We start from the raw sequence: 18,100 nt of genomic DNA, 5'->3' as shown, positions 1-18,100 counted from the left end.
GTCGCAGGGAAGTGTCTCCCCGGGCAGAACGGACGGGTCAGCACGATTCAGGAAGCGCCGCCGCCTGCTGCCATGTGGAGCGGTAGGAAACTCATTCTTCGTTCAGCCTGGCAATGTACTCGGCCATGCCCGGAACCGTGATGGACACCCCGCCCGTGCCATCCGCGTTCAGGGTCCCCGTCGTCACGCTAACGGTCGCTTCCGGCCACAGTTGCCGTCGCCGTGGCATATCCATCGCGGGCGTTGGACGCGGCCAGGGTGTTCGCTTTAGCGGTCGTGTCCCCCGCAGGTACCCCCGGCGCAGGCCTGGGCGATGCGCAAGTCGCCCCCGGCCAGCCTGGTGGTCTTCAACCCGGAGATCAGCGCGCCGAGGCCGGTGGAGTCCATGAAGTCCGTGCCGGCCAGGTCCACCACGATGCGGGTTCGGCCCTCCTGGTCGACGATGCGTGTCACAAGTTCCCGAAAGAGAGGTGCCGCGATCATGTTCAGCCGCCCGGAGAGGCGGATGACGGCTCCGTCGCCGCCCGTTGGTTCAACCTCAAACTGCATTTTCCTCAGCTTCTCCAATCTTGGTGGACCTAGGCCCTGCAGGGCAGCCGGAGCGGCGTGTTCATTCAATGTTCACAGAGGGAATGGCTCGATCTGAGATTCCCGAGAAAATCCTTGGCCAAGCCTGTGGAACGGCCCGAAAAACCCGCGCAATCCTTGGGAAACACTGTTCTTTGACCCATAGTGGGGGAGGTGTTCCTGCGCGTGGGCGGCCGTGCGGCGAAGCGCATGCCGGCGTGTCAGAGAAACGGCTACTGTGACCGGCCGTACCGTCACAGAGAAAACGTGAGCGGTTGACCCGGGACCTGGCAACCCGTGCCGGGCCGCCGGTACTTATGGTTTGATGTTGAATTCCGAGCTGACCGCTCTTAAGGAGCCGGAGCCTGCGGTCAGGGTGTAGTGCGTGCCCTTCTTGTCGACTCTGCAGCCGGTGAAGGTGGCAACGCCCGAGACGGCGTTTTGCGGATTCGCCGTGCAGGTGAGGGCCGCGCCTGCGGGTGTTGTGATGCTCAGGGTGATCGGGGCGGCGCTGCTGGTGACGGTGTTTCCGTCGGCGTCCTGCACGGCCACAACAGGCTGGGTTGCGAAGGGGATCCCGCCGGTGGAGCCCACCGGCTGGGTGGTGAACGCGAGCTGGGCGGCCGCCCGCCCGTTTTGTTGAAGCTTGTGCTGACGGCGGACGAAAGGCCGCCGGAGCTCGCCGTCAGGGTGTACGTCCCGGTCGTGTTGATTCTGCAGCAGGCAAAGGCGGAGACGCCCGAGACGGCGTTTCGGGGGTTCGTCGTGCAACACTACTGCGCGGACGGGGAATCAAAGTCATCATCCCGGAACCCTCCGACCAGATCGGACACCGCCAACGCCGCGGTTCACGCGGCGGGCGGCCCGTGAACTTCGACTCCGAAACCTACTAAGGCCGCAACACCCGTCGAAAGATCCTTCAGCCTCTTCAAACAATGGCGCGGCATCACCACCCGCTACGACAAACTCGCACTGACTTACCGTGCCCGGCGTCGTCCTCTAAGCGGTCGTCATCTGGCTACGCCAATAAGGAGACACGGCACTAGCGGTGCCGCCCCGGAGGCGTTAAGGATGCGTTAAGATCCCGGGTTTTCCCGCAGAGGGCCCTCGGCCCGGTGCTACGCTCCGTTGGTTATTCACCCCAATCCCGCCTGCGCGGGGTACAGAAAGTAACCCGTTGACTGCACCCACCCGCTTTTCCATTCCCGCCAGCGTTCCCAACCCCGAACGCGACGGCGGACCCGGAAACCGGCTCACCCGGTGGCTGCTCGAACACACGGTGCACCAGCCGGTGGGCCCGGAAACTGCTGAGAACCAGGCCCCCACGCAGAGCTGGTGGAAGGTCATGTGCCTCACCGGGGTGGACTACTTTTCCACCCTTTCCTACCTGCCCGGCATCGCCGCCCTCGCCGCCGGGGCGCTCTCCCCGCTGGCCACCCTGCTGATTGTCGGCCTGACCCTGCTGGGCATGCTGCCGATGTACCGACGGGTGGCGCACGAAAGCCCGCACGGACAGGGATCGGTGGCCATGCTGGAAAAGCTCCTGCCGTTCTGGCGCGGCAAGATTTTCGTGCTGATCCTGCTCGGCTTCGTCGCCACGTCCTGGATCATCACCATCACCCTCTCCGCCGCCGACGCCACCGTCCACATGCTGGAGAACCCCTACCTGCCGCATTTCCTCGAAGGCCAGGCGGTTGTCATCACCGTGGTCCTCCTGCTCATTCTGGGTGGGGTGTTCCTGCTCGGCTTCTCCGAAGCGGTGGCCGTCGCCATTCCCCTCGTCGCCATCTTCCTTGTGCTGAATGCCGTCATCATCGGGGTGGGACTGTACGACGCCGTCACCCAGCCGGGTGCCATGGCTGACTGGACCGCGGCGCTCACCTCCGCCGGGACCGGCTTCGGCGATATCGCCGGACCCGCCCTGCTTGCCTTCCCGCTGCTGGTCCTGGGCCTGTCCGGTTTCGAGACCGGCGTCAGCATGATGCCACTGGTCGCGGCCAACGGCGCCACCGCCGAGGAACGCCTGGCCGCACGCGTCCGCAACACCCGGAAACTCCTCACCACCGCCGCGCTGATCATGAGCGTGTACCTCCTGGGCAGCAGTTTCGTGACGACGGTGCTGATCCCCGCCGAGGCCTTCCAGGCAGGCGGCGAGGCCAACGGCCGCGCCCTGGCCTACCTGGCCCACGAGCTGCTCGGCAACGGCTTCGGCTCCGTCTACGACGTCAGCAGCATCCTGATCCTGTGGTTCGCCGGCGCCTCGGCCATGGCCGGACTGATCAACATCGTTCCCCGCTACCTTCCGTCCTACGGCATGGCCCCGGACTGGTCCCGGGCCGTGCGCCCGGTGGTGCTGGTGTACACCGCCATCAGCATCCTGATCACCATCGGCTTCAATGCCGACGTCAACGCCCAGGCCGGCGCGTACGCCACCGGCATCCTGGCCATGATGGTTTCCGGCGCCGTTGCGGTCAGCATCTCCGCCGCCCGCAGCAAGAGGCGGCGCGCCGCCGTCGGCTTCACCATCCTGACCCTGATCCTGCTCTATGCGCTGGGGGCCAACGTCATCGCCAAGCCGGACGGCATTGCAATATCCGGCTTCTTTATCCTGGGCATCATCGTGGTTTCCCTCGTCTCCCGGGTCAGCCGCACCACCGAACTCCGGGTCCACAACATCAAATTCGACGACGAAGCCCGCCGCTTCATCACCGACACGCTCGACTTTGACGGGCGGATAAACCTGATCGCGAACCGCCCGCAGGCCCGCGACGCCGCAGAATACCGTGCGAAGGAAGCCGAGCAGCGGGAGAACAACCCCGTGCCCGGAACCGCCGATGTGATCTTCCTTGAAATCGACGTCACCGACCCCTCGGGATTCAGCGACGTCCTTGAGGTACGCGGAATCGAAGTGGACGGACACCGTGTGCTCCGCGCCGAAAGCCCGGCCGCACCCAACGCCATCGCCGCCATCCTGCTGGCCCTCCGCGACGCCACCGGTGTGAGGCCGCACGCGTACTTCGAGTGGGCTGAAGGCAACCCCTTGGCGCACCTCATGCGCTACCTGCTGCTGGGACGGGGCGACACCGCCCCCGTGGTCCGCGAAATCATCAGGGAAAACGAGCCCGATCCTGTCCGCCGCCCCGGCATCCACGTGGGCTGACGGGCAGTCCGATGACCGCACGGGGCGACACCGCCGGGGTGAAGGGTCCGGGCCCGGGGCCGGGGCGATGGACAGGCAAGGCAGGCAAGGCAGCCAAAACGGCCAGGGCCCGTAAGGAGAGCGCCATCCGGCGGGCGCTCTCGCACCCCGTCCGGTCGGTGCCCCTGGCGTTCCTGGCCGTCATCATCCTGGGAGCAGCCCTGCTGATGCTGCCGGTTGCCCGGACCGGCAGCGACCCCGGGGCCGACCCCCTGATGGCCGCCCTGTTCACGTCCGTGTCGGCTGTCTGCGTTACCGGGCTGATCACCGTGGACACGGCCACGTACTGGACCCCTTTCGGGCAGACCGTGGTTCTGGGACTGATCCAGGTGGGCGGGTTCGGCATCATGACGCTGGCGACGCTCCTGGCCCTGCTGGTCCGCAAAAGCATCGGCCTCCGCGGCCAGCTCGTGGCGCAGTCCGAAACGCACACACTCAACCTGGGCGACGTCAGCGCCGTGCTGCTCCGCGTGGCCCGGCTCATGGTGGGCATTGAAGCTGCCACCGCCGCGGTGCTGACCGGACGTTTCTGGCTGGCCTACGACCAGAACCCCGGCACGGCGCTGTGGCACGGTGTGTTCCACGCCATTTCGTCGTTCAACAACGCCGGGTTCGCGCTCTACAGCGACAGCCTCATCGGCTTCGCGGAGGATCCCTGGATCATCGTCCCCATCTGCCTGTCGATCATCGCAGGCGGCCTCGGATTCCCGGTGATCATCCAACTGCTCCGGGGAAACATCAAGGCCCGGAACTGGAGCGTCCACCTCCGCCTGACCATTTACGGCACGCTGGTGCTCCTGGTGCTTGGCATCACGCTTTTCGCCGCCTTCGAATGGAACCGGGACGAGACACTCGGCGGGCTGTCGCTGACCGGGAAGCTGCTGGGTTCCCTGGCCGGCGGCGTCTTCCCCCGCACTGCCGGCTTCAACAGCATCGACTACGGCGCGGCAGCACCGGAGACCCTCATGGTCACCAACATCCTGATGTTCATCGGCGGCGGCAGCGCCGGCACCGCAGGCGGCATCAAGATCACAACGTTCCTGGTACTCGGTTTCTCCATCTGGAACGAGGTCCGCGGCCGGGACGAGGTGACCATTGCCCACCGCTCCATCAGCTCCTCGTCCCAGCGCCAGGCCCTGTCCGTGGCGCTGCTCGGGGTGGCCGCGGTGGTGGTCGGCACGCTGGCGCTGCTGATGGTGACCGACTACAGCCTGGAGAAGGTGCTGTTCGAATCCATCTCCGCGTTCGCCACCGTCGGGATGAGCACCGGCATCACCTACAACCTCCCGCCGTCGGCGGAATGGGTGCTCATGGCCCTGATGTTCCTCGGCAGAATCGGCACCGTGACGGTCGCGTCCGCTCTCGCGTTGTCCTCCCGGCCCCGCCTTTACAGCCTGCCGGAGGAACGCCCCATCATCGGCTAGCGCCTAAGCGTCATCCTTGCCGATGTTCTGAGTCCCGACCGGCTCGCCTTCACTCCTGTTCGTCCGCCTGTTGATCAGCCAGGTGATAAACCAGAGCACCACCCCGATCGCCATCAGTCCCCCGGCGATCTGGTACTGGATGACGTTGCGGCCCACCCACGGCCCGGCGAGGAAGGCACAGAGCACGGCGGCGAGCAGCGGCAGCTGCCCGGGCGAGGTGAAGAACACCTTGCGGTTGGGGTCCCGCTTGCGGCGGAGGACCAGGCAGGCCACGTTCACCACGGTGAAGACGCACAGCAGCAGGAACGCCGTGGTGCCGGAGAGGTTGGCCACGATGTTGCTCCTGGGGTCGCTGGTGACGTACCAGATCAGTCCCAGCGCGAGGACGGTGGAGAACAGGATGCCGGCCCACGGGGTGCGGCGGCCTGGCAGGACCTTCCCCAGGGCGGGCGGCAGGACGTTCTGACGAGCCATGCCGTAGATCAGCCGGCTCGCCATCAGCATGTTGATCAGCGCGGTGTTGGCAACGGCGAACACCGCGAGGAACGGGAAGACCCTGTCGATGGGGAAGTCCGGCGAGCCCTTGTGCACTACCTCCAGCAGCGCGGCGCCTTCAGCCTCGCGGATGTTCTCCAGCTCGGTGGGCGACAGCACGCTGACCACGGAGACAGCCACCAGCATGTAGAGGAGCACGGCGATGCCCAGGCCGGTCAGCATGGTCCGCGGGAAAATCTTCTCGGGGTGCTTGGTCTCCTCCACCATGTTCACCGAATCCTCAAAGCCCACCATGGCGAAGAAGGCGATGGAGGTAGCGGCGGTGACAGCCAGGAACAGGCCCTTGTCCTGGTAATCGTTGAAGACGAAGATTTCGCCGACGTTCCCGGTGCCCTGCGTCATCACGTAGAAGCCGACGCCGATCACGATGGACAGCGCGATTACCTCCACCAGTGTGAGGACCACGTTGAACTTCACGCTCTCCCCCACCCCGCGCAGGTTGATCGCGGCCAGCAAGACCATGAAGCCCATGGCCACGGCGGTGATCACGCCCTGGGCGGGCATCTCCATCCAGCCGTTGATCCTCAGGCCGCCGAAGAAGTTCTGGGCGAGGACGTTCGCGGAGGTGGAGGCGCTGGTGACGCCGGAGCAGACCACGGCAAATGCCACCAGGAAGGTGACGAAGTGGATGCCGAACGCCTTGTGCGTGTAGAGCGCCGCCCCTGCCGCCTGCGGGTACTGCGTGACGAGCTCAAGGTAGGAAAACGCGGTCAGCGTCGCCACGACGAACGCCAGCAGGAACGGCAGCCAGACGATGCCGCCCACCGTCCCGGCCATGGTTCCGGTGACGGCGTACACGCCGGCGCCGAGGATGTCGCCAACGATGAACAGCAGGAGGAGCTTGGGGCCAAGGACCCGCTTGAGCTCGTGCGTCTCTGCCTCCGGTTTTGCCGGAAACAGGTCATCTGAAGTGGTGCTCATGGCTCTGACCTCCACACACTCTAAATATCAACGCGGCCTAATTCAGGGTGATCCTTTCGCGCCACTTTGGCAACAGGTCAGGTTGGGCGCTCGGCCGGCCGGATTTTCCCCTTGCGGCGCCTTTTGCGCAGGGCCACAATGGGCGGATCACCGTTGCGACGACGACCGGGGGAACCATGATCCTGAAGACCACACCGGAATCGGAAGCAGCGGGACTGACGGCGGAATTTTACGACGACGACACTCGCTCAGTGGGTTACGTCACCACTCAGACGAAGGCCATGGCGATCAACCCCGAAGCCTTCCACGCCTTCGAATCCATGCTGCACTTCATCACGGCTTCGATGGACCTGCGCCGCTATGAGCTCATCACACTTGCGGCGGCGCAGGCTATTGGATCCACGCATTGCCGCCTGGCCCACGGGGCCAAGTCGCTGCGGGCGTTTACGGAAGACGAACTCAGCGCCGTCGCCAGGGATTTCCGCTGTGCGGGGCTGACCCCGGCCGAAGTAGCCATGATGGAGTACGCCGAAAAACTCAGCCTCGACGCGACAGTCATGACCGACGCCGACACCCTGGAATTGCGCAACCACGGCTTCACGGACCGCGAAATCATGGACATCACCCTTGTGGCGACTGCACGGAACTTCCTGAGCCGCACGCTCCTTGCCTTGGCCGTAGACGTCGATGTTCCGCCAACCCTCAGCCCGGAACTTCAGGACGCTCTCCTGGCGCCGCTGGCCTCTCGCCGCCCCATGTAGCTCGCATTAATGTCATGCCATTAATCCATCAAATAGATGGCATTATGCCCTGACCTGCGGAAACACCGCAGACCTTGACAAAATCTTGAGGAATTACCCGGGTGTAAGTTGCGTCTGGTCCGGGAAGGTATCCATATCAGAGCCTGGGGGCTCGCAAGGTCGGCGGAATACCGCACAAATTCTAGGGGTCTCACATGAGCAAAATAATCGGACATAAGAAGCGCATCATCGTCACCACTGCTGCAATGCTGGCCATCGGCGGCGGCGCAGCCTTCGCTTACTGGTCGGCTGCGGGGACCAGCAACACCACGACGACCGCCGCTGCCGCTGCGGAGAACTTCACAGTCATCAGCTCGGTTGCAGGCACAGCACTCTCGCCGGGCAGCGCAGCCCAGACCGTCACCTTTACCGTCACCAACGACAGCGACGGCGGCCAGCGGCTTGCCAACGTTGCAGTCAGCGTCGCCAATGTGACCGGCGGCGCCTGGACGGCTGTTGCAGGCTGCTCCGCCGCCGACTTCACCGTCGGATCCCCCTTGGTTGACGGGGCACCGTTCGCTGCCACCGAGATCGCTGCCGGGGACAGCGTTACCGGCACCGTCACGCTTCAGATGAACAACCGGGTCGGAGTGGACCAGAACGGTTGCAAGAACGCTGCAGTGCCCCTGCACGTCGCAGCCAGCTGAAGAGAGTCAGGCCTGACGGTCCTGGTCCACACGGTCAGTCACATAGCCCGATGGTGACCTGACCAGTTCGCCCGTATTTGAGGCACACCCCGGAAGGTCCACATGTTCTGCAACACCAGCTCCCGCCAAGGTCCCCCCGGGCCTAGGCGGGGGCTGGCGTTGTTTGGCCGCATGTTGCGCCGCGGAGCTTTAGCTGTCATCGCCCTGGTGCTCTCCGTGCTTGTCGGGGCGGTCGCCGCTTTTGCCTATTGGCCGGCGTCGGGAACTGGAAGCACGACGGCGGCAGTCGCCACACTGGCGCCTCCCACCGGCGTTTCCGTCCCGGCGATCAGTACCTCCGACGTCTCGGTCAGCTGGACAGCTCCTACAGGCGCGTTGGCGCCCACCGGTTACTACGTCACCCGCATCACGAGCGGCACACCGGCACCGGCCTGCAGCTCGAGCCCTTCGGCGCTCATTGCGACGACGTCGTGCACAGACATTTCAGTGCCGACAGGTCCGCATGCTTATGTGGTCACCGCTGTTCACCATTCGTGGACGGCAGTGAGCACAGCCAGCAACAATGTCGGCGTCATCAGCGCGAGCAACCTCACTTTCGAGTCACAGCCCGCCGGAAATGTCACTGCGGGTTCGTCGATTGCCACGCTCCGCGTTGCAGCCCGGACCCTGTCGGGACTTGTCCCCGTGCCGGATGTCCCCGTGGCCATCAGCATCGGGGCAAACCCCGGCGGCGGCACGCTCTCCGGCACACAACTGGCCACCACAGATGCCACCGGCGTGGCCACTTTCAGTAACCTTTCCATCGATAAGGCGGGCGCGGGGTACACCCTGGTCGCCTCCAGCCAGGCATACTCCGGCGCTGTCAGCACGAGTTTCAGTGTCACCGCTGGAACGGCCACGCAACTGGTGGTTACTTCCCCGGCTTCGGTGATCGGCGTGGCCTCGGCGACAGCGAACATTGGGCCGATCTCCGTTGAACGCCGCGATGCCCACGGAAACCCGGCGTCAGGAGGTGCCGTAGATGTCTCGTTGGTCTCCGGCACATCTGGCATCGGCGTCTTTGCCACAGCGCCCGGCGGCACATCCGTAGGTTCAGTGACTATTTCTGCACAGTCCACGTCAACTTCGTTCTACTACGGCGACACCAGGTCTGGATCGAAGTCATTCACGGTCTCAGGCATCGGTCAGCCGCTATCCGTGCCGGTACAGATCACGGCCGCAGCCGCGAGCCACCTGAAGTTCGGTCCCATCAGCTCTCCGGTACTGAAGAGCGGGTTCAGTGTCACGGTCTCGATTCTTGATGCGTTTGAAAACCAAATCCAAAGCACGGCGACAGTAACGCTCACGTCCATAGGTCAACCGCCTACAGGGCCACAGAACAAATGCACCGTGCTGATTCCGCCTCCCGGACATACCAGTTCGGGTACGTTCACCGGCCTGACCGTCAACGGTGTGAAGCAGGACTGTCAGCTTAAGGCCAGCAGCCCCGGCCTCCCCGACGTCCAGTCCATTCTTTTTGCTGCCTCCTGACCTGATATTTCTTCCGCGGGACCAATATTGTCTTGCAATACTGTGATTATTGCAAGACAATATAGCGATGGGCATTGTCTGGGCGGCGAGTGCAGATAAACATGGCATCGACCACGAAGATGCTTTGTATGCCATCCTGAATCAGACCTACCACATACAGCATTTCGATGAACCTCGGGTCGATTCGGGTACCCGGCCCGACCTGTTTATTGGGCCCACCCGGGACAGGAGCGGGCTCCTTGAAGTCATGGTGGTGATCACGCCTCCGAACCACATCCTTATCTTCCACGTGATGGAAGCACGCAGGAAAATCTGGACATCGCAGAAAGGCAGGCTGGCAAGTGAACGAAACAAAAAAAGCCCAGGCACCCGAGGAACTCGATACCGAGGAGCGGGCCCGCTACGCAGAGCTGGCAACCTGGGCGGAGACCGCAGACATCGGGCCTGAAGCCCGCATCAGCAAGGCCGATGGTCCGGAGGCGGGTCGTTCCCTCCTCGAAGCCGCGCTTGGCTCCACTGAAGCAGTCCGGCGCGCCGTCGGCAAACCCTCACTTAGCGCAAAAGGAACTTCGCCGTCCCGTTCCCTCAGGCTGCCAGTGGATTTGGATGCAAAGCTGGTGGAGCAAGCTCAAAAGGAACACCGGAACCCGTCAGCCATCATTCGGGATGCCCTGGCCGAATATCTCGCCAAAGCATCCTGAGCAAAAGTCAGTAATTCCGCCGGTGCCTCAGCCGCGGCAGCACAACAGCAAACACACCAGCCGCCGCAAACCCAAAGCTTCCTGAAAGACCCACAGTGGACAAGTTCTGTTTGACACTAACGTTTTCTCAAGGGAACGTTAGTGCATGAGCACTTTAACCACTGGAGAGGCCGCAAAACGACTCGGAGTCACACAGGTGGCCGTTCGTAAGCTGATTGGCACCGGCCAATTGATCCAGGCCGGCACCGTTGGTAGGGCCATTTTGGTCGACACAGTGTCCGTGGACCAGCTAGCCCGGATAGGCACTCGCCATGGCCGTCCCTGGACGGCGGAAACCGCTTGGGCAGCTCTAACCCTGTTGTCCGGTGAAACGAAGGTCGGCTGGATCCGTTCCTCGCAAGCATCCCGGCTCAGGGAGAAATTGCGCACCATGGAACCCACGGAGCTCCCGATCCTGGCACGTCGTCGTGCCTGGGTGCGACACTTCCGGGGCACGCCCGACGTCGTGCAGCTGCTGCGCAACCACTTGCTTCTCAGTGGCGCTGCTGCCTTGCATGACGACGACATCGCCAAACGGTTCGGGCTATCCGGCGGCTCTGGAACTGCAGACGGCTACGCGCGGTCCGGCGACGCCGAAGCCCTGCAGGACGCATACGGCCTGATCGAGGATCGGGAGGGCAATGTAACGATCCGGGAAGTCACCGTCACTGGAGCATTCGCTGACGGAAAAGTCCCCGTTGCTGCGATCGCGCTGGACTTGCTCGAATCCCCAGCCACACGCGAACGCAGCGCTGGCCGACGTGTCATCAAGGAGCTGTTGGATGCCTGAGAACGATTCATCGATGGATCGTTCGCTGTGGGAGGCCCCGGCACCGCCCGGCGGATGGGGACGACCGTGGCCCCAATGCGTTGAGCTTGCCCGCGCGCTGCCCTCCAGCCAGTGGACACTCGTCGGGGGCCTCATGGTGCAGCTACATTCGGCCGTGGCCGGCCTGGTCGCCGATCACCTGGCACCGAAAATGATCCCCCCGCATCGGCGGACGCAAAGCATTCCAGGTCACCGGCGGCGCTCAGGCACTCCGGCGCACGGTGAACTGCCGAGTCGCTGTCGACGGCGGGGAACACGTACTCATCAGCATCCCAATGCGCTAGGAGCACTGATACTCAAGGGCGCCGCATACCTGGAGGACTCGCGGGACGTTGGACGACACCTCGACGACGCAGCTGTCCTTTTGGCCACCATCACCAGTCCGCTGACTTTGGTCGCCGATATGAAGGGCAGCGATCGGTCCCGGGTTCTGGCATTGAACCGGGCACTCTCGGACGCCGGTCATGAATCCTGGAAGGTCCTCGACATCACTGACCGGGCCAAAGGCGCCAGTAATCTCGCGGTGCTTTGCTCCAATCCGGACCGCCTCCCACCTAGGCGTTTGGGCACCTGAGTTATCCGGGCGGGGAGGCGGAAGGAAGGCCCTTAGTAGTTCCGCCGGTGCCTCAGCCGCGGAAGCACAACGGCGAACACACCAGCGGCGGCGAACCCCAGCAGGCCGGTGGCTGAGACCCCCGCACCAAGGTTGGCCAGCGCCGTCACCCCGGAGAGCAGGACGGGCCCGCCGGTGGATCCTGCATCGGCGATGAACCGCCACAATCCCAGGAACTGGCCGCGTCCGCGGTCGGGCGAAAAGTCGGCGCCGAGGGTCATGATCAGGCCGGAGCTGATGCCGTTCCCGAAGCCGATAAGCAGCGACGCCAGCAGCAGCCCGCCAAAGGACGCAGACAAAGGGATGAGCAGCATAGCGATGCCCATGATGATGGTGGACGGGATGGCCACAAACAGCCTGCCGCGGCGGTCCATCACCTTGCCCGCCGGGTAGAACACCAGCATGTCGATCGCCCCGGACAGTCCGTAAATCACCGAAGCCTGGGCCGGATCCATGCCCAGATGGTCCGCCCACAGCGGGATGACCACCTGGCGGGACGCGCGCAGCGCGCTGAGCAGCAGGACCCCCACACCCAGCGTCAGGAAGACGCGGGCATGCGAAACCGCCACATTCCGCAGCGTCGGCTCCGGACCCTTATGGCCGCCGTCGGGCGCTGGCGGGACCACCAGGTCCGGGATGGTCACCGCCAAAACGGCGGCCGCCGCCATGCCCACCACCCCCACCCAGTACGCTCCGGCGATCCCGGCGAACTGCATCACGCCGGCACCTATGAACGGCCCGATGAAGACGCCGATCCGGCTGACCCCGCCCAGCGTCGACAGCGCCCGCGCCCGGACCTGGACGGGCACCGCCTCGGTGAGGTACTTCTGCCGCGCCAGGCTGAAGACACTGGCGGCCATCCCGACGACGGCCATCGCCACCGCGAGCAGCCACAGTCCGTTAGGAATCATGGACGACATGGCGGCGGCCGCGAGCGCCAGGGCACCCACTGCGGCAGCGCCGACGATGGACCAGCGTTCGCCGAACTTGAGCGTGATGAGGGACGCGGGAAGGTTGAAAAACCACGAGCCGAGCCCGATCAGGGTGACGATCAGCGCGGAGACCGCCACCGAGGCGCCGAGGTCACGGGCGGAGAGGACCACTACCGGAAGGACCGCGCCTTCGCCGATGCAGAACAGCAGTGCCGGCCCGAACGCGGGTATGGCGATGCTTCGGAAGTTGAACGGCTGTGGGGTTCCGGGCGAAGTCATCAGATTTATCTTATGCCGCCGGAATTCGCCAGCTTTCAGGGGGTCACAAGCGGCCCCGCGAGGACTAACGTTTGCCTTGTGGGGCACTTTCGCCTGCCCCGCACAGCCAAGGAGGTCTCATGGGTGAAGTGTGGATCCGCACCATCAACAACGGTTTGGTCCGGGCCGACAAAGTTACGGAAATCGCGTCCACCCGGGGGTCTCTGCATGAGGACCAGGGTTTTGCGCTGAAGGTCATCGTGGACGGCAAGGCCCACGTCGTCATTGACGACGGCGATCGGCCGGGCAGGCTTCCCGAGCGGCTGGAGCACGCGCAGCATCTGGAGGATGCCCTGCTGTTCGCCCTCGACGAGGCCCGCGAAGCCGACGCATCCATGGTGGTCTTCTTCGAGCCGGAGAGCGACCGCTGGGCCCTCGCCGCGGCGGCGGAGCTGGCCGGCGGGATTCCCGCCGTCGGATAACCCCCGCGCGAACGGACACTTAAGCTCCGCCTTCGAGCGCGAACGGACAGTTAAGGCCCTTCGAAACAGGGCCCCGCCTTCAAGCGCGAACGGACAGTTGAGCCCCTTCGAAACAGGGCCTCAAGTGTCCGTTCGCGCTAAATGGAGTGCGGGTCAGGCTGCGGCGTGGCTGAACTCGGCCGCATGGGTGGTGGCACGGCGGGGCGCGAGGATGCTCAGCGTGCAGTGGGTCTGCTGCGGGTCAATCCTGGCGGGCAGGTGATGGGTCTCGGAGCAGACCTGAAGCTGCCGCAGGGCTTCGGGATCCACGCGGGCGTTTCGCACGTCCAATTCCAGGTCCAGGTTGTGCTTCAAGGCGTTGGCCCGTTTCACCACAACGTAGAGGGCCTGGATGCTGTGGACGGTGACGTGACCCTTGGCGAGAACCTGGGCCTTCGCGTGGTCGAGATCTACACGGACAAGAATGCTGAGCTTTTCGGACAAGATGATCATGCCTTCCTTGCTTGGCTGCGACGCTGCAGCCGGGGAGGCCGCGACGCTGCGGCCAATGGCCGCGCCTCTGCAGCCTCATCCAGAGTAGGCAACGAATGTGATGTGCGCAACATTTGAGCTCAGATATGTCGCGGACACCGCAGCGCGCACCGCGGCACCTGTGTCCCGCCTCGGTCTTGCTGGCAAAAATCTCAATGGACGTGGGAACCCATGAGTCTTCGTCCCGCGTCTCACTGTTCGACTTCATCTCGTTCGACGACCCGTCGAATCGCGCCCTTGGAAGCGAAGGTCGCTGATCACGGTTTTGTTTTCCGAAACGTCGTTCTGAGCCAGGGCCACCCGGGGGGCCATTGAAAAGTGACATTTTGAGTGCGCTTGTACCAGAGAACGACATTCTTGAAGTGGACTATCCCTGTCACGGCCTCGAAGATAATGTGATTCTCGCCCTCCGTCAGGTAATGACCAAGGAACGCCTCCTGAATGCAGCGGTCATCGCCGTCGGAAAGCGCCCTGTCATATATCTGCCGACCATTAACGGTGATCCTGAGCTGTGCACCTTCTGTCTTTTCCGCCACAAAGGAAAGCACAGGAATGTGAATCGACAGGCTCGGTGGAAGCACAAAGTGTTCATCGTGCGTAGTGCCATGTGAGGGCCCGATTTTTTCCCTCGACATCTTAAGTACCTGGTAGTCGGGCGCATCCTCAATTACATAGCCAGCCATGGAGTCATGGTATCGAAGCCAGCCTGCTGACGGAATAGGTACGCATTTGTCGCCGTTCATGTCGGCGCCCGCCGCGGCACAAGCCCGGAGAAGACGCTTTTTGTCACAGACGATTAAGAATGTTTGAACTTACTGACGCGCGGCTGGAATTAGTTGTCATACCGCCATAGCCTGAGGGTGTCATGCTTGGGGGCCAGCGAGACGCTCCGGATGGATTCGCTGGACGGACCGGGCAGCAGACACGAGTCGGCCTCACAGCAAGGGTCTCAGCCATGAAAACTCCTTCCTCGCGAACACTTAAAATTGCCTGCTCGCCGCAGGGCCGCTAGCGGTCCTGGTGGCCAGCAGCATGGTATGGCAAGGATCGCAGGCCGCTTTCACCGCCTCCACCCGCAACGCCGGCAGCTCCTGGAGCACCGGCAACGTGACCCTGTCGCCACAACCCGCGCGAACCGGCAGTTAATGACCTCAAATCCCGGATTTGGCGTCATCAGCTGCCAGTTCGCGCCTCAGTGGAGGGGCTTAACTGTCCGTTCGCGCTTAGTGGAGGGCCGCCCTGTTCAGGACCTTCCGGATCGATGCACGCAGGAGGCCGAATCCGGAGACGGTCGCGATCACGGCGATCTTCCGGCTAACGCCCTCTGGGTCTAAGCCACCGGTCAGGGCGTCGAGTTTCTGGATCTCGCGTTCGGTACGCCGTGCCCGCCTGCGCCGCCGCACTCTTCGGTAATTGCCTCGTTCCATGGTCAGAGACTAGGGATGTACAGCACACGCGCACACGAGTAGCGGCTACCTGTCTTCAGTGTGGCCGACCGCGGGCCGTAGGATCTGGAGCATGCATATTGCCGTTCCAGGAGGTACCGGGACCGTTGGCCAACATGTCGTCTCTATTGCCAGGGACCGCGGACATCTTGTGACAAGCCTGACCCGATCAGAAGGCGTGGACCTGTTCACCGGCCGCGGGCTGCACGAAGCCCTGCAGGGTGTGGACACCGTTATTGATGTCTCTGGAATCCAGACGATTTCCACCAGGAAGGCCGTGGACTTTTTCACCGCCGCCACCCGGAACCTCCTCGCTGCCGAGAAAGAGGCCCAGTCGAGGCACCACATTGCGCTCTCGATCGTGGGCATCGATAAGACTGCGTCGGGACTGTACGCCGGGAAGCTTGCGCAGGAGGATACAGTCCGGCACGGAGAAGTGCCGTGGACCATCCTGAGGTCCACTCAGTTCCACGAGTTTGTCCCCATGGCCATCAGCGCCGCCTCAATTGGCCCGGTGGTCCTGGTTCCACAGATGATCACGCAGCCGGTCGCAGCGCGGGAGGTGGCTGCGGCGTTGGTGGACGCAGCCGAGCAGGGACCCCGCGGACGGGTTGCTGATCTTGGCGGTCCCCGTCGGGAGCAGCTCTCGGATCTGGTCCGCAAATACTTGCGGAAATCCGGGCAGCGGAAGCTGGTGGTGAAGGTACCGGCACCCGGCGCCATGGGTCAAGCCATGCGTCGCGGTGACCTGGTCCCGGCGGCAGGCTCCGCCGTCGGGCGCCAGACATACCAAGAGTGGCTGGAAACCTGTCTTCCGATCCACTAGTGGCGCTGCCTATGGCGCATGACCGCCGCCGCGAGCCCCATGGTGCCCATAAGGGACCCGAGGATGATTGCCAGGCCTGTGAGGTATTCAAGAATGGTCATCGTTGACGCACCTTTCATATGGCTGATGCGCTGACGCTAGTGATTGATGCTCAGGATCAGCCAAAGATGGCAGGGTGCATTCCCGCAAGATTGTCGCCCACCCAAAGTAGGTAGCGGGGGGGAAGGGAAAAGCTACCGGTACCCGTCCACGATCGACGCCGCGATTTCCTTGTACGCCCGCCGCGTCTCGGGCTTCAGCACGTCCAGGGTGACCAGGTCGCCGTCGGCCACACCGCGGTCGTGCGGTACGGCGATGAGCTGGCGGCAGATCCCGGCCAGGTGTTCCTCGATGGCGTCCTTGTCCACGCGGGAGGAGACCTCGTCCTTGTCGGTGATGACCACCACGGCGTTCCGGGCCAGGTCCTCGTACCCGTGGCTCGCCAGCCAGTGCAGGGTGCTGCGGGCACGTTTGGCCCCGCTCACCGCATACCCGGCGGCGATGATCAGGTTGTCCGCCGACTGCAGGATCCCGCTCATCGCGTTGTGCGTCACGCCGGTGCCGCAGTCGGTCAGGGCCACGGAGTAGTAGTTGGAGATGAGCTTGCGGATCCGCAGGTACTCGGCGGCTGTGAGCGAGTCCGAGACCTCCGGGTCCTGCTCCCCCGCGATCAGGTGCAGCCGGCCGGCGTGGTGCATGTACCGGGCCAGGGCGGTGAGCGAGTCAACGCCCTCGATGTTCGCCAGCAGGTCCGTGATGGTGCGCGGGCTGGCCTGCTGGTAGATGCCCTCGCCGAGGGCGCGTTCCACGAGGTCGCCGGAGTCCGGGTTGGCGTCGATGGCGCAGGGCGGGTCGCCGCGGAATTCGGCCAGCGTCAGCCCCACGCCCACCGTGGTGGAGGTTTTGCCGATGCCGCCCTTGAGGCTCAGCACCGCCGTGTTGTAGCTGCCCTGCAGCTGGCGGGAAATGCGGCGGCCCAGCTCGTCCTCCTCGCGCTGCTTGGCGCTGGGGCCCATGTTCCAGGCCCCGCCCGTGAGCGAGTAGAGGGCGCCGCGGACGCCGCCCACCGGCCGGGGCTTCTGCTCCTTGACGAACAGGCCCGGGGAGCTGATGAAGTCGGGCATGGGGCTGTCGGCGATGATGTCCGCGGTGGTGGGGCGGATGCGCCGGAACGCCGGTGCCGGCTCCGGTGCTTCCTCAGGAAGGTACGACGACGGCGGCGCGGCTTCGTCGCCGTCGTACGCCAATGCGGGGGTGCCAAAGTCCGGCTCGGCCGGCTGCCCGCCCTGCGGCGTCACCTGCGGCAGCGGGGTCACCGGCGGCCTGGCGGGCCGGCGGGTGGGCGCCGGGACAGAGCTGATGGGAGCAGAGGTGATGGGGGCAGAGGGTGCGGGACTGGCCTGGTCGGCGGCGGCCGCCGCCTCCGCCCAGGAACTGCGGCGCGGTACCGGGGTGCCGGAGTCGGGCGTGCCGGCGTCGGGAGTGCTCGAAAGATCTGGCGTTACGGCTGGCATGGTTCCTGTCTGGGCATCCTGCAGCGCACTGTCGGCGCGACGGAGGTCACGGCGTCGCCGGGGCGGTTGCGGTAGCCCTGCATCTTCTGCGATGGGGCGTGCGTTCTGATCCGCCGGATCGGGCATGTCTGTCCCCCCAGGACTTTCGGCACAAGGTTCTGCGGCACTTTACGGACTGATTCAATCTGTAAGTCTAGGCGCTGGGGCGGAATTACGAGGTCAGCCGCGGGTGAGCGCGGCGATCACCA

The 18,100-nt window shown here is 64.3% G+C and carries 17 protein-coding genes and 1 pseudogene; 10 read left to right on the top strand and 8 right to left on the bottom strand.

The window, feature by feature from the left end; all coding sequences use genetic code 11:
• Positions 1-267: 267 nt before the first annotated feature.
• Positions 268-549 (bottom strand): STAS domain-containing protein, encoded by a 282-nt coding sequence (locus AU252_RS15805; RefSeq protein ID WP_058931548.1) that lies wholly within the window; start codon positions 547-549, stop codon positions 268-270.
• A 333-nt stretch (positions 550-882) separates the two neighbouring features.
• Positions 883-1,338, bottom strand: coding sequence for a hypothetical protein (locus AU252_RS23920; protein ID WP_157769004.1), 456 nt, complete (start codon positions 1,336-1,338; stop codon positions 883-885).
• Positions 1,339-1,343: 5 nt separating this feature from the next.
• Here AU252_RS23920 and AU252_RS24625 point away from each other — a divergent pair.
• The 3 genes and pseudogenes from AU252_RS24625 to AU252_RS15785 form a co-directional block, all read left to right on the top strand.
• A pseudogene (locus AU252_RS24625) lies at positions 1,344-1,647 on the top strand (hypothetical protein); the annotation flags it as partial.
• A 97-nt stretch (positions 1,648-1,744) separates the two neighbouring features.
• Entirely contained in the window at positions 1,745-3,727 is a 1,983-nt protein-coding gene (locus tag AU252_RS15790; protein WP_058931545.1) for an APC family permease, read from the top strand.
• 11 nt (positions 3,728-3,738) lie between these two features.
• The gene (locus AU252_RS15785) at positions 3,739-5,190 is read left to right on the top strand and encodes a TrkH family potassium uptake protein (protein ID WP_083510441.1); all 1,452 of its coding nucleotides are present in this window, start codon (positions 3,739-3,741) and stop codon (positions 5,188-5,190) included.
• A 3-nt stretch (positions 5,191-5,193) separates the two neighbouring features.
• On the opposite strand, the gene AU252_RS15780 is transcribed toward AU252_RS15785, so the two are convergent.
• On the bottom strand, positions 5,194-6,666 hold the full coding sequence (locus AU252_RS15780) for an APC family permease (protein WP_058931544.1): 1,473 nt from the start codon (positions 6,664-6,666) through the stop codon (positions 5,194-5,196).
• Between the two features lie 176 nt (positions 6,667-6,842).
• Between AU252_RS15780 and AU252_RS15775 the strand changes: the two genes are divergently transcribed.
• From AU252_RS15775 to AU252_RS24620, 5 genes are all read left to right on the top strand, one after another.
• Complete coding sequence (locus AU252_RS15775; RefSeq protein ID WP_058931543.1) at positions 6,843-7,427, top strand: carboxymuconolactone decarboxylase family protein; 585 nt, start codon at positions 6,843-6,845, stop codon at positions 7,425-7,427.
• Between the two features lie 194 nt (positions 7,428-7,621).
• The gene (locus AU252_RS15770) at positions 7,622-8,113 is read left to right on the top strand and encodes a hypothetical protein (protein WP_058931542.1); all 492 of its coding nucleotides are present in this window, start codon (positions 7,622-7,624) and stop codon (positions 8,111-8,113) included.
• A 171-nt stretch (positions 8,114-8,284) separates the two neighbouring features.
• Positions 8,285-9,643 (top strand): hypothetical protein, encoded by a 1,359-nt coding sequence (locus AU252_RS15765; protein ID WP_083510440.1) that lies wholly within the window; start codon positions 8,285-8,287, stop codon positions 9,641-9,643.
• Between the two features lie 341 nt (positions 9,644-9,984).
• Positions 9,985-10,344, top strand: a complete 360-nt coding sequence (locus tag AU252_RS15755; protein ID WP_058931539.1) for a ribbon-helix-helix protein, CopG family — start codon at positions 9,985-9,987, stop codon at positions 10,342-10,344.
• A gap of 430 nt (positions 10,345-10,774) precedes the next feature.
• A complete protein-coding gene (locus AU252_RS24620; RefSeq protein WP_240484203.1) occupies positions 10,775-11,173 on the top strand; it encodes a hypothetical protein in 399 nt (132 codons plus the stop codon).
• Positions 11,174-11,818: 645 nt separating this feature from the next.
• On the opposite strand, the gene AU252_RS15745 is transcribed toward AU252_RS24620, so the two are convergent.
• Complete coding sequence (locus tag AU252_RS15745; protein WP_058931537.1) at positions 11,819-13,036, bottom strand: MFS transporter; 1,218 nt, start codon at positions 13,034-13,036, stop codon at positions 11,819-11,821.
• Between the two features lie 119 nt (positions 13,037-13,155).
• Here AU252_RS15745 and AU252_RS15740 point away from each other — a divergent pair, with 119 nt between their 5' ends.
• A complete protein-coding gene (locus AU252_RS15740) occupies positions 13,156-13,497 on the top strand; it encodes a hypothetical protein (protein ID WP_058931536.1) in 342 nt (113 codons plus the stop codon).
• Positions 13,498-13,650: 153 nt separating this feature from the next.
• Here AU252_RS15740 and AU252_RS15735 read toward each other — a convergent pair whose 3' ends face one another.
• The 3 genes from AU252_RS15735 to AU252_RS15725 form a co-directional block, all read right to left on the bottom strand.
• Positions 13,651-13,989 (bottom strand): hypothetical protein, encoded by a 339-nt coding sequence (locus tag AU252_RS15735; RefSeq protein ID WP_308292632.1) that lies wholly within the window; start codon positions 13,987-13,989, stop codon positions 13,651-13,653.
• A gap of 296 nt (positions 13,990-14,285) precedes the next feature.
• A complete protein-coding gene (locus tag AU252_RS15730; RefSeq protein ID WP_058931535.1) occupies positions 14,286-14,711 on the bottom strand; it encodes a hypothetical protein in 426 nt (141 codons plus the stop codon).
• Between the two features lie 540 nt (positions 14,712-15,251).
• Positions 15,252-15,455, bottom strand: a complete 204-nt coding sequence (locus AU252_RS15725) for a hypothetical protein (protein WP_157769003.1) — start codon at positions 15,453-15,455, stop codon at positions 15,252-15,254.
• Positions 15,456-15,546: 91 nt separating this feature from the next.
• Here AU252_RS15725 and AU252_RS15720 point away from each other — a divergent pair, with 91 nt between their 5' ends.
• Complete coding sequence (locus AU252_RS15720; protein WP_083510439.1) at positions 15,547-16,299, top strand: SDR family oxidoreductase; 753 nt, start codon at positions 15,547-15,549, stop codon at positions 16,297-16,299.
• Positions 16,300-16,532: 233 nt separating this feature from the next.
• On the opposite strand, the gene AU252_RS15715 is transcribed toward AU252_RS15720, so the two are convergent.
• Positions 16,533-17,852 carry a MinD/ParA family ATP-binding protein gene (locus tag AU252_RS15715; protein ID WP_058931533.1) on the bottom strand — a complete coding sequence of 440 codons (1,320 nt, stop codon included), beginning with the start codon at positions 17,850-17,852 and terminating at the stop codon, positions 16,533-16,535.
• Positions 17,853-18,100: the final 248 nt, after the last annotated feature.

It is taken from the genome of Pseudarthrobacter sulfonivorans, from assembly GCF_001484605.1.
GTDB lineage: Bacteria > Actinomycetota > Actinomycetes > Actinomycetales > Micrococcaceae > Arthrobacter > Arthrobacter sulfonivorans_A.
Note: the sequence above shows the minus strand (reverse complement) of the source record. Positions and strands in the feature narration are given on the sequence as shown.

Excerpts from the sequence above, each read along its gene's own strand:
- AU252_RS15805 (WP_058931548.1), bottom strand. The coding sequence starts at position 549 with ATGCAGTTTGAGGTTGAACCAACGGGCGGCGACGGAGCCGTCATCCGC.
- AU252_RS15785 (WP_083510441.1), top strand. The coding sequence starts at position 3,739 with ATGACCGCACGGGGCGACACCGCCGGGGTGAAGGGTCCGGGCCCGGGG.
- AU252_RS15780 (WP_058931544.1), bottom strand. The coding sequence starts at position 6,666 with ATGAGCACCACTTCAGATGACCTGTTTCCGGCAAAACCGGAGGCAGAG.
- AU252_RS15775 (WP_058931543.1), top strand. The coding sequence starts at position 6,843 with ATGATCCTGAAGACCACACCGGAATCGGAAGCAGCGGGACTGACGGCG.
- AU252_RS15770 (WP_058931542.1), top strand. The coding sequence starts at position 7,622 with ATGAGCAAAATAATCGGACATAAGAAGCGCATCATCGTCACCACTGCT.
- AU252_RS15765 (WP_083510440.1), top strand. The coding sequence starts at position 8,285 with ATGTTGCGCCGCGGAGCTTTAGCTGTCATCGCCCTGGTGCTCTCCGTG.
- AU252_RS24620 (WP_240484203.1), top strand. The coding sequence starts at position 10,775 with ATGGAACCCACGGAGCTCCCGATCCTGGCACGTCGTCGTGCCTGGGTG.
- AU252_RS15745 (WP_058931537.1), bottom strand. The coding sequence starts at position 13,036 with ATGACTTCGCCCGGAACCCCACAGCCGTTCAACTTCCGAAGCATCGCC.
- AU252_RS15740 (WP_058931536.1), top strand. The coding sequence starts at position 13,156 with ATGGGTGAAGTGTGGATCCGCACCATCAACAACGGTTTGGTCCGGGCC.
- AU252_RS15735 (WP_308292632.1), bottom strand. The coding sequence starts at position 13,989 with ATGATCATCTTGTCCGAAAAGCTCAGCATTCTTGTCCGTGTAGATCTC.
- AU252_RS15730 (WP_058931535.1), bottom strand. The coding sequence starts at position 14,711 with ATGGCTGGCTATGTAATTGAGGATGCGCCCGACTACCAGGTACTTAAG.
- AU252_RS15725 (WP_157769003.1), bottom strand. The coding sequence starts at position 15,455 with ATGGAACGAGGCAATTACCGAAGAGTGCGGCGGCGCAGGCGGGCACGG.
- AU252_RS15720 (WP_083510439.1), top strand. The coding sequence starts at position 15,547 with ATGCATATTGCCGTTCCAGGAGGTACCGGGACCGTTGGCCAACATGTC.
- AU252_RS15715 (WP_058931533.1), bottom strand. The coding sequence starts at position 17,852 with ATGCCAGCCGTAACGCCAGATCTTTCGAGCACTCCCGACGCCGGCACG.